General features: G+C 66.6%; 9 protein-coding genes and 1 pseudogene. 4 read left to right on the top strand and 6 right to left on the bottom strand.

The features are described from left to right. Positions 1-226 (top strand): annotated as a pseudogene (locus BLQ58_RS29330) (sel1 repeat family protein); the annotation flags it as partial. 92 nt (positions 227-318) lie between these two features. Here the strand turns inward: BLQ58_RS29330 and BLQ58_RS19145 are convergent. The 4 genes from BLQ58_RS19145 to BLQ58_RS19130 all read right to left on the bottom strand — a co-directional run bounded on the left by BLQ58_RS19145 (position 319) and on the right by BLQ58_RS19130 (position 4,646). Beyond that, on the bottom strand, positions 319-1,674 hold the full coding sequence (locus BLQ58_RS19145) for a GntP family permease (protein WP_092601139.1): 1,356 nt from the start codon (positions 1,672-1,674) through the stop codon (positions 319-321). Positions 1,675-1,830: 156 nt separating this feature from the next. Further along, complete coding sequence (locus BLQ58_RS19140) at positions 1,831-2,223, bottom strand: RidA family protein (RefSeq protein WP_092601137.1); 393 nt, start codon at positions 2,221-2,223, stop codon at positions 1,831-1,833. A 51-nt stretch (positions 2,224-2,274) separates the two neighbouring features. Further along, positions 2,275-3,738, bottom strand: a complete 1,464-nt coding sequence (locus tag BLQ58_RS19135) for an N-acyl-D-amino-acid deacylase family protein (RefSeq protein ID WP_092601135.1) — start codon at positions 3,736-3,738, stop codon at positions 2,275-2,277. 2 nt (positions 3,739-3,740) lie between these two features. Beyond that, on the bottom strand, positions 3,741-4,646 hold the full coding sequence (locus BLQ58_RS19130) for a MurR/RpiR family transcriptional regulator (RefSeq protein WP_092601133.1): 906 nt from the start codon (positions 4,644-4,646) through the stop codon (positions 3,741-3,743). Between the two features lie 123 nt (positions 4,647-4,769). Between BLQ58_RS19130 and BLQ58_RS19125 the strand changes: the two genes are divergently transcribed. From BLQ58_RS19125 to BLQ58_RS19115, 3 genes are read left to right on the top strand one after another with little or no spacing between them, the layout of a single operon-like run. After that, positions 4,770-6,038, top strand: a complete 1,269-nt coding sequence (locus tag BLQ58_RS19125; protein ID WP_092601131.1) for an amino acid deaminase — start codon at positions 4,770-4,772, stop codon at positions 6,036-6,038. Between the two features lie 17 nt (positions 6,039-6,055). Beyond that, a complete protein-coding gene (locus BLQ58_RS19120; protein ID WP_092601129.1) occupies positions 6,056-6,991 on the top strand; it encodes a sugar kinase in 936 nt (311 codons plus the stop codon). 58 nt (positions 6,992-7,049) lie between these two features. After that, on the top strand, positions 7,050-7,691 hold the full coding sequence (locus BLQ58_RS19115) for a bifunctional 4-hydroxy-2-oxoglutarate aldolase/2-dehydro-3-deoxy-phosphogluconate aldolase (protein ID WP_092601194.1): 642 nt from the start codon (positions 7,050-7,052) through the stop codon (positions 7,689-7,691). A gap of 134 nt (positions 7,692-7,825) precedes the next feature. Here the strand turns inward: BLQ58_RS19115 and BLQ58_RS19110 are convergent, their stop codons facing one another. Together BLQ58_RS19110 and BLQ58_RS19105 are read right to left on the bottom strand one after the other, a co-directional pair. Beyond that, a complete protein-coding gene (locus BLQ58_RS19110) occupies positions 7,826-7,957 on the bottom strand; it encodes an entericidin A/B family lipoprotein (RefSeq protein ID WP_066740471.1) in 132 nt (43 codons plus the stop codon). 138 nt (positions 7,958-8,095) lie between these two features. Next, a complete protein-coding gene (locus BLQ58_RS19105; RefSeq protein WP_092601127.1) occupies positions 8,096-9,430 on the bottom strand; it encodes a GGDEF domain-containing phosphodiesterase in 1,335 nt (444 codons plus the stop codon). Between the last annotated feature and the right edge of the window lie 340 nt (positions 9,431-9,770).

The following is a 9,770-nucleotide window of genomic DNA, read 5'->3' as shown; positions in this document are numbered from 1 at the left end:
CCGCGCCAAAACCGGTCAGCCTTGTCCGGAAAGCGGTATCTGGTGCGTGCCGGAGGCTGCAACTGTATTTGCCGGGGCAACGCGGCATTTCCGCAAGGGTGACGTCCTGCCGGAATTCGAGATGCCCAAGCCTCGCCGGCTGTCATGGCTGGACGACCTGCTGGGGGAGCGGGTCGCGTACTGGAACGTGTCGTGGAAGCTGATTTCGTACGACGAGAAGGGTTGAAACTCTCCCAGTCTGACTGTCTCGGGTGATACGGCCCGCCGGCCACGACTGACATGGCGAACGCCACACCAGTTCGATGGCCGGCAACCACGTTACACCACCGTCGCAAGCGCCAGCGTGAACAGCAGGGCCACCACCGAGATGATCGTTTCGGCCACCGACCAGGTCTTGAAGGTCTGCGCCACGGTCATGTTGAAGTATTCCTTGACCAGCCAGAAGCCGCCGTCGTTCACGTGCGACAGGATCAGCGAGCCCGCGCCGGTGGTCAGCACCAGCAGTTCCGGGCGGGTGCCCGGCACGCTTGCCGCGATCGGGGCGACGATGCCGGCGGCCGTGGTCATGGCCACCGTGGCCGAGCCCGTGGCGATGCGGATCATCACGGCCACGAGCCAGCCCAGCACCAGCACCGACACATTGGCGTGGGTGGCCACGTCGACGATGGCCGTCGAGATGCCCGAATCGCGCAGCACGCGCCCAAAGCCGCCGCCGGCACCGACCACCAGCGTGATGATGGCCGTGGGGGCCACGCACTCGTTGGTGAACTTCAGGATCATTTCACGGGTGAAGCCGCGCGCCTTGCCGAACGTGTAGAAGCTGAACAGCGTGGCGATCAGCAGGGCCATCACCGAGTTGCCGATCAGTTTCAGGACGTCGTTGGCGAACGTCTTCGGCGTGGCGATCAGGTCGGCCCAGCTGCCGATCAGCATCAGGAACACCGGCAGCAGGATGGTCAGCACCGTGATGCCGAAGCCGGGCAGATTGCCCTTGGCCGTGGACGCTTCCTCGGTCAGCTGTTCGGCCAGCGGGTTCACGTCGGGCAGCTTCACGTGCTTGTCGATCAGCTTGGCGAACAGCGGGCCGGCGATGATGGCGGTGGGCACGCCGACGATCAGCGCGTACAGGATGGTGTGGCCCATGTCGGCGCCGTAGGCCTGCACCGCCAGCAGCGCGGCCGGATGCGGCGGGATCAGGCCATGCACCACGGACAGGCCGCAGACCATCGGAATGCCGACCAGGATCATCGACGTGTTGGTACGCTTGGCCACGTTGAACGCGATGGGGATCAGCAGCACGAAGCCCACTTCGAAGAACACCGGCAGGCCGACGATGAACGCGATGACCACCATGGCCCAGTGCACGTTCTTCTCGCCGAAGAAGTTGATGAGCGTCAGGGCAATGCGCTCGGCGCCGCCCGATTCGGCCATCATCTTGCCCAGCATGGTGCCAAGCCCGATCACCAGCGCGATATGGCCCAGCGTGCCGCCGACGCCGGCTTCGAACGACTTGACGATGTCACCCATCGGCATGCCCACGGCAAAGCCCAGGGCCACCGAAACCACCACCAGCGTGATGAACGGGTTCAGTTTGAACTTGGCGATCAGAATCACCAGCGCGATCACGGCGATCAGCGCGTAAATCAAGAGCGTGGTTCCGGTAACGGCACCCATGTCTCGTCTCCTTGTGGCGGTTGCCGCCCGGTCGGACGGTCCGCTTCCGCTATGAAAATGCCGCGCGTGCCCGGGGTGTCCGGTATCTGGCGGCGGGTTGATGGAGCCGGCCGGCCATCGGTTGGCTCACCGACGTCGGCAGGCGGGTGGTGCGGCTCAGGCCGCGGGATTCCTGTAGGCGATGCAGTCCACTTCGACCTTGCAGTCCACCACCATGCTTGACTGCACGCAGGCACGCGCGGGCGGATTGGCGCCGAAGTATTCCTTGAAGATCTTGTTGAACGACGGGAAGTCGCGCGCATCGTCCAGCCAGACGCCGCAGCGCACCACGTGCTCGGGGCCGTAGCCGGCCTCGGCCAGGATGGCCAGCACGTTCTTGATGGCCTGGTGGGTCTGCGTGACGATATTGCCCTCGACCACCTCGCCATCGACCATCGGCACCTGGCCGGACACATACAGCCAGCCGTCTGCCTGCACCGCGCGCGCGAACGGCATGTGCGAGCCGCCCTGGCCCGTGCCGCCTTCGACGCCGAATCGTTTGATATCCATGGGAACTCCTGTTGTGCTTGGTATGCGGTTGATGCGGTTGATCCTGGGCGCTCAGGGCTGCGGCCGGGTGTGGCGCGGCAGGAAGCGGCCGGCGCGCACGCCGGTGGCCGCGCGGTGCTGCCAGGTCAGCTCGCCGTTGACCCAGACCGCCGCAATGCCTTCGGCCGGTTGCATCGGGTCGGTGAAGCTGGCGGCGTCGCGGATCGTGGCGGAGTCGAACAGCACCAGATCGGCCCAGTACCCTTCGCGCACGAAGCCGCGATCCTGCAGGCCGAAGCGTTCTGCAGACAGGCCGGTCATCTTGTTGACGGCCACGGCCAGCGGAAACAGTTCGCGGTCGCGCGCGTAATGGCCCAGCACGCGCGGGAACGCTCCCCACAGGCGCGGATGGGGCAGGGGATCGTTGGGCAGGCCGTCGGAACCGACCACCGTGGCCGGATGGCTCAGGATGCGGTCCACATCGGCGTCTTCCATGCAGTGGTAGACGGCGCCGGCCGGCTGCAGGCGGCGCGCGGCCTCCATCATGTCCACCTGCCATTCGGTGGCGATATCGGCCAGCAGGCGGCCACCCATTTCGGGATGGGGCTCGGACCACGTCACCTGGATGTCGAAATCGCTGGTCACCTGCTTGAGATCGAGCGTCGACGAACTGGCCGTGTACGGGTAGCAGTCGCAGCCGACCGGCTGCCAACGCTGCGCGGCTTCCAGCGACTGCAGCACCTCGCCGCTGCGGCCCCAGTTTGGCACGCCCGCGCATTTCAGGTGCGAGATCACCACCGGCACGCGCGCATGGCGGCCAATGCGGTACGCCTCGTCCATGGCATCGAGGATTTCGGCAAATTCACTGCGCAGGTGCGTGGCGTATAGCGCGCCGGCATCGGCCAGCGGTTCGGCCAGCGACAGCACTTCGTCCGTCGGGGCGCTGAACGCATTGGCATAGGCAAGCCCGGTGGACAGGCCCAGCGCGCCGTGCGCCAGGGCGTCTTCGAGCTGGGCGCGCATGGCCGCGATTTCCCCGGCCGTGGCGGCGCGGTCGAAGCGGTCCATATGGTTGCTGCGCAGCGCCGTGTGGCCCACCAGGGCGGCCACGTTGACCGATGGCTGCGCCGCGTTGACGGCATCGACGTAGGTCTTGAAATCGGGGTAGCGGAACGCGTCGGCGCGGCCCAGCAGGTTCATCGGGTCGGGCGGGTCGCCGGCCAGTGTCACCGGCGCCGCGCTGATGCCGCAGTTGCCGACGATGACCGTGGTCACGCCCTGCGAGATCTTCGGCGTCATCGCCGGATCGCGCACGACATTGGTGTCGTCGTGCGTATGCACGTCGATGAAGCCGGGCGCCAGCGCCAGGCCGTGGCCTTCCACAACATGCGAGGCGGTGTCGGGATCGATGGCGCCGGCCTCGTCGATGCGGGCGATGCGTCCGTCGCGGATGCCGATGTCGGCCATGCGCGCCGCGCTGCCCGAGCCGTCCAGCAGCATGACGCAGCGAATGAGGGTATCGAACAGGTGTGGCATGGTCAGTCTCCCAGCGGCTGGCGGCTGTCCGGCCCGTCGCTGTCATGGCTGACGCCGCGATGGGCGTCGAGCACGTATTTCAGGCGGCGCAGCTTTTCCTTGCTCTGGTCCTGCTGGAGCATCGCGCACTGGGTGGCCAGCACGTCCACCACCATCAGCATCGCGTAGCGCGACGCCGACGGCTTGAAGATGAAGTCCGTCTCCAGCGTCCGCACAGGCAGCAGCACGTCGGCGCGTGCCGCCAGCGGCGACCCCAGCGCTGTCACGGCGATCAGCCGCGCGCCGTACTCGCGTGCGATATCGCAGCTGGCCAGCATCTCGGGCACGTTGCCGCTGGCGGAAAACGCCAGCACCACGTCGTCGCGCGACAGCGTGGCCGCCACCATCTTCTGCAGCAGCGCGTCCTGATACGTCGCCACGGGCTGGCCCAGCCGCGCCAGCCGATAGCGCGCCTCGTCGGCCATGAACGTGGAGCCGCCGCCCATGCCGAAAGCGTAGACCATGCGTGCATCGAGCAATAGCCGGGCGGCTTCGACGATCCGTTCGGGATCGATCAGCTTGCGGTTGACTTCCAGCGTCGTCAGCACGTCGGTGTGGATGCGCTCGGCCATCGCGGCCGGCGAGGCGTCGTCGGCAAGCGCGGGGGCAGGCTGCAGGAACCGTGTGCCGACCGCGGTGGCCTGGGCCAGGCGCAGCTTCAGGTCGCGCACATCGCGGCAGCCGATGGCCTTGGCAAAACGCGTCACGCTGGCTTCGCTGACGGCGGCCTTGCGCGCCAGTTCGTTGATGCTGGTGGCCGCCGCGCCGGCAAGGTCCTCCAGGATCACTTGCGCCACCTTTTGCTCGGCCAGCCGCAGCGACGGGCCGCGCTCGGCAATGCGGGTCAGGATGTCGAAGGATGCGGTCATGCGGATGGCGAGGGCTGGCGGGCCGCTGGGCCGACACAGCATGTTACTTTATAACAAGGATGAAATATCGTAGTTTCAAGGCTATGATTACGTCAATTGAATTTTTACAGGGTGATGTCAGCCATGCGTGAAACAAAGTACCAGACCGGCATGATCGATCCGCTGAACAAGGCCCTGGGCCGTCTGGACGCACCGCTGACGCCCGCCGAAGCCGGCCAGCCGGGCTGGCGTCTGCTGCGCGAGGAACTGAGCCTGCCTGCCGCCGTGCTCTACGAAGACAAGCTCGTTCACAACCTTCAGTGGATGCGGAAGTTCATGGGTGCATACGGTGTGCAGCTGGCGCCGCATGGCAAGACGACGATGGCGCCAAAGCTGTTCGCGCGCCAGCTGGCCGAAGGGGCGTGGGGCATCACGCTGGCCACCGCGCAGCAGACGGCGGCGGCCGCCGCGCACGGCGTGAAGCGCGTGCTGATGGCCAACCAGCTGGTGGGTCGCCGCAACATGGAAATCGTGGCCGATCTGCTACGCGATCCTGGCTTCGAATTCTTCACGCTGGTGGATTCGGCGGCCCTGGTAGACCAGCTTGGCGCGTTCTTTCAGGCCCGCGGGCAGACGCTGCAGGTGCTGCTGGAACTGGGCGTGGAGGGCGGCCGCACCGGCGTACGCGACGCCGCGCAGCAGGCCGAGGTGCTGGAAGCACTGTCGCGCTGGCCTGACGCGCTGTTGCTGGCCGGCGTCGAGATCTATGAGGGTGTGCTGCAGCAGGAGGCCGATATCCGGCGGTTCCTGCAGCGCACCGTGGCGGTCACGCGCGAACTGGCCGCCCTCGGCCGCTTCGGCCGCAGTCCGGTGGTGATGTCGGGCGCGGGCTCGGCATGGTACGACGTGGTGGCCGAGGAGTTCGCCCGCACCGATATTGGCGCGCCGATCGACATCGTGCTGCGTCCCGGCTGCTACCTGACCCACGACGTGGGCGTCTACCGGGCCGCGCAGGAGCGTATCCTGGCCAGCAACCCGGTGGCGCAGAAAATGCGCGAGGGGCTGCTGCCGGCGCTGCAGCTGTGGGCTTATGTGCAGTCGATTCCCGAGCCCCGGCGCGCCATCATCGGCATGGGCAAGCGCGACGCCGCGTTCGACGCCGGCATGCCGATTCCGGCGCAGACCTATCGCCCGGGTGCCGCCGCGCCCGTGGCGGTGCCGGCCGAATGGAAGGTGACGGGCATGATGGACCAGCATGCATACCTGGAAATCGCCGCTGGCGACGACATTCGTGTCGGCGATATGATTGCCTTTGATATCTCGCATCCTTGCCTGACGTTCGACAAGTGGCGCCACATCCCCGTGCTGGATGGCCAGTTGCGCGTTATCGACATCGTGCAGACGTTCTTCTGAAAGAGAGGCGCGCGTTCATGAGTATCGACATCCTTGCCTACGGCGAACCGCTGGTCGAGTTCAACCAGCAGCCCGACGATCCGACCCGCTACCTGCAGGGTTTTGGCGGCGACACCTCCAACTTTGCGATTGCCGCCGCACGCCAGGGCGCGAGCACCGGCTACATCAGCGCCGTGGGCGCCGACAGCTTTGGCGAGCGGCTGCTGGCGCTGTGGACGCACGAGCGGGTGGATACGCGCCACGTCAGCATCAATGCCTCGGCCCCCACCGGCGTCTATTTCGTTTCCCACGACAGTCACGGCCATCGCTTCGACTACCTGCGCGAAGGGTCGGCGGCCAGCCGCTATCACCACGAACAGCTGCCGTTGGCGGCCATTGCGCAGGCGCGCTACCTGCACCTGTCGGGCATCAGCCTGGCCGTCAGCACGTCGGCCTGCGACGCGGGCCTGGCCGCGATGGAACATGCGCGCAAGGCTGGCGTGCGGGTGTCGCTGGACACCAACCTGCGGCTGCGCCTGTGGTCGCTGGCGCGGGCGCGCGGCATCATGCGCGAGGCGTTCTCGCTGACCGATATCTGCCTGCCGAGCTGGGACGACATCACCGTGCTGACCGGCCTGGACGACCGCGACGCGATCGTCGACCACCTGCTCGCATGCGGCGTGAGCGTGGTGGCGCTGAAGCTGGGCGAGGAGGGCAGCTACGTGGCCACGCCCGAGTCGCGCACGCTGGTGGCGCCGTATCCGGTCCGGCCGCTCGATGCCACGGGCGCGGGCGACTGCTTTGGCGGCAGCTTCGTGGCCCGTCTGGCCGCGGGTGCAGATCCGTTCGAGGCGGCGCGCTATGCCAACGTGGCGGCGGCGCTGTCGACTACCGGCTACGGCGCGGTGGCGCCCATCCCCACCGCCGAAACAGTGCTGGCCCGCCTGGAGCGGGGCGTTTCGGTCATCGCCTGAACCGGGCCCGGCTTACCGGGTCTGACGGCTCAGGACAATGAACATTGTGAATACTGTCATGCAAATCCAACCTTCCCCGCTGATCGAACGCCTGACCAACGTGCCGGTGATTCCGGTGCTCGAATACCACTCGGTGGACGACGCGCTGCGCATCAGCGAAGCCCTGGTCGAGGGCGGCCTGCCGATGCTGGAAATCACGCTGCGCACGCCCGTGGCGCTGCAGGCGATGGAAGCCGTGGCCAAGGCGTTGCCACAGGCCGTGGTGGGTGCCGGCACGGTGCTGACCCTCGACCAGTTGCGCGCCGTGCGTGACGTCGGCGCGCAGTTCGCCGTGTCGCCGGGGCTCACGCAGAAGCTGGCCGATGGCGCGCAGGGCGCCGGCATCGCGCTGCTGCCGGGCGTGGCTACGGCCAGCGAGGCGATGTTCGCGCTGGAATGCGGTTTTTCGTTCCTGAAGTTCTTCCCGGCGGAGGCTGCTGGTGGCGTGCCGATGCTGAAATCGCTGCACGGCCCGTTGTCGCAACTGAAGTTCTGCCCGACGGGTGGCATCGACCTGGCGAAGGCATCCACCTACCTGGCGCTGCCCAACGTGGTGTGCGTCGGTGGCTCGTGGGTGGTGCCGAAGGACGCCGTGGCGGCAAAGGACTGGGCACGCATTCGCAAGCTGGCCGAAGAAGCCGCCCAACTGCGCAAGCCCTGAGCGAGGGCGGGGATCGCGCTGGCGGTAAGAATTACAACGCCATTGCGATGGCGCGCGAGAACGCTTCAAAGCAGCAAGGGCGCCACTGGCGCCCTTGCTTGTATCGCCGGGTGGTGGCGACGACGAAACCGGAATTACTTCGACTTCTCGGCCGAATTTTCGAGCTTCTGTCCACCCTTCTGGACATCCTGCCCCAGACCGGACATCGTGTTGCAGCCGGCGAGCAGCGTGGCAACCAGTACGCACCAGATCCATCCTTTTTTCATCAGAGGCTCCTTTCGGGGATAGTAGAAGTGGGCACATGTTATCGTCGCCCCGGCCTCCCTCGATGCAGGATGTGTGCCTATTTGGCATTACGAAGCTGTCTGACAGACAGAGACCGACACCCGACCGGGCCTCTGGACTCAGGGCTTGAGCAGCAGGCGGGCACGTTCGGTGACGGCGGCGTGCGTCTGCAGGAGCCACGGCGCCGGAAACGGCTGCGCCAGCAGGAAGCCCTGCATGGTGTCGCACCCCCAGCTCCGAATCACATCGAGCTGGGCCTGGGTTTCGACACCCTTGGCGCAGACCGCCACCCCCCGCGCCTTGGCCCATTCGCAGGCGCGGCGCAGGCTTGCTGCCGTGTCTGGCCTCTGGCTGGCGTGACCGAGATGGCGCGCGTCGAGCGTGACGATATCGGGCTGCACCAGCGAAAGCGCCTGCAGGCTGGGCTCCGAGTCGGTAAAGTCCGCCAGCGCGATACCGACGCCGCCATCGCGAAGGCGCCGTGCCTTGTCGGTTGCCTCGGTGGGGGGCACGATGTCGACCGGCACCTCGACGCAGATCTGTCCCGGCCGGATGTGGTGGGCGTCGATGGCCCGACGCAGCATGCAGATCGTGTCATCGGCCTGAAGCTGGGAACTGGTGGCCAGCAGCGTGAACTGCAGGGGCCCGAGCGGTGCCGTATCGCGCATGAGCTGCAGCAACTGCTGGAGCGTCCAGCCACCAATCACATTCATCAGGCCCAGTGCCTCGGCAGCGGGCAGGAAATCCTGCGGTGCCACGCGACCCAGTACCGGGTGCTGCCATCGCAGGCGCACCGTGTAGGCGGTGATCGCGGCGGTGGCCAGCGACGCACGCGGCTGCAACTGCAGGCTCAGTTCGCCCCGTTCGATGGCACTCGGTAACGCCGCGAGCAGTGTCGCCATACGCGGCGTGGCGGGACGGCTGGCCGTGCCGATGCCGGCGCCGCCGCGACGGTTGATCTGCAGCATGGCGTCGAAAGCCTGCTGCAGCAGCCGTTCGGTGCCGGTATCGTCCCCGTCCACGGCACTGCCGATGCTGCACGACAGGAAGGCCTCGAAGCCGCCCACCTGGAAAGGCCGGCCAAGTTGGTCGGCCACCGCCTGGCTCAGCGAACGGGCGCTTTCGGCGTCGTCGGGCAACACGCAGGCCACGCCAAGATCGGCTGGCCCCAGCCATTGCATGGCCACCGGCATGCTGGTCACCGAAGTGACGCGGGACTTTACCTGGGCGCGCAGGTCGTTTGCGCGCTGCGGGCCGATGCTTTCACAGGCGTGGGCGAAGCGGTCGAGCCGGATCACCATCACGGCCAGCAGGTGAGCCGGACTGAAGTGCGCGCGGTGCTCCTCCAGCGCGGCCAGGAAGGACGCCGGCTGGATGGCGGTGGAGGGTAGGTCGGCAGGTGACCCGCTGCCACCGACGCCGGGCGTCGGCGTGTCTTTGGTGTCAGGATCCATCAATTACCCGTGCTGGCAGCGAGTTCATTTGTGCGTAGGCCGCCCGCGATACATCGGACTGCATTCCCGTTCATGCGTGAAGGCGCGCATCCGACATCGATCGCGCGCTCGCTTTCATTATTTTTATGATGACGCGGCCAGTCATCTCGGTAGTACTACTTAGTTGTCAGACCGCATAGCTCAGATCATACGGCAGTGACGAACAATTTCGGAGAACGCCGATATTGACGTGGCGCGTGCGACGCACACCTTTTGATTTCAAACAACGCTCTCGATTGTCGCTACCTTTGTTATCTTGACCGTCGAGGGTGATTGGCGATAGAAGGTGGCCGCGCAACGG

It is taken from the genome of Ralstonia sp. 25mfcol4.1, from assembly GCF_900104095.1.
Taxonomy (GTDB): Bacteria; Pseudomonadota; Gammaproteobacteria; order Burkholderiales; family Burkholderiaceae; genus Cupriavidus.
This window is presented reverse-complemented; position numbering and strand designations above follow the sequence as displayed.

Excerpts from the sequence above, each read along its gene's own strand:
- BLQ58_RS19115 (WP_092601194.1), top strand. The coding sequence starts at position 7,050 with ATGCAAATCCAACCTTCCCCGCTGATCGAACGCCTGACCAACGTGCCG.
- BLQ58_RS19130 (WP_092601133.1), bottom strand. The coding sequence starts at position 4,646 with ATGACCGCATCCTTCGACATCCTGACCCGCATTGCCGAGCGCGGCCCG.
- BLQ58_RS19145 (WP_092601139.1), bottom strand. The coding sequence starts at position 1,674 with ATGGGTGCCGTTACCGGAACCACGCTCTTGATTTACGCGCTGATCGCC.
- BLQ58_RS19110 (WP_066740471.1), bottom strand. The coding sequence starts at position 7,957 with ATGAAAAAAGGATGGATCTGGTGCGTACTGGTTGCCACGCTGCTCGCC.
- BLQ58_RS19140 (WP_092601137.1), bottom strand. The coding sequence starts at position 2,223 with ATGGATATCAAACGATTCGGCGTCGAAGGCGGCACGGGCCAGGGCGGC.
- BLQ58_RS19125 (WP_092601131.1), top strand. The coding sequence starts at position 4,770 with ATGCGTGAAACAAAGTACCAGACCGGCATGATCGATCCGCTGAACAAG.
- BLQ58_RS19105 (WP_092601127.1), bottom strand. The coding sequence starts at position 9,430 with ATGGATCCTGACACCAAAGACACGCCGACGCCCGGCGTCGGTGGCAGC.
- BLQ58_RS19135 (WP_092601135.1), bottom strand. The coding sequence starts at position 3,738 with ATGCCACACCTGTTCGATACCCTCATTCGCTGCGTCATGCTGCTGGAC.
- BLQ58_RS19120 (WP_092601129.1), top strand. The coding sequence starts at position 6,056 with ATGAGTATCGACATCCTTGCCTACGGCGAACCGCTGGTCGAGTTCAAC.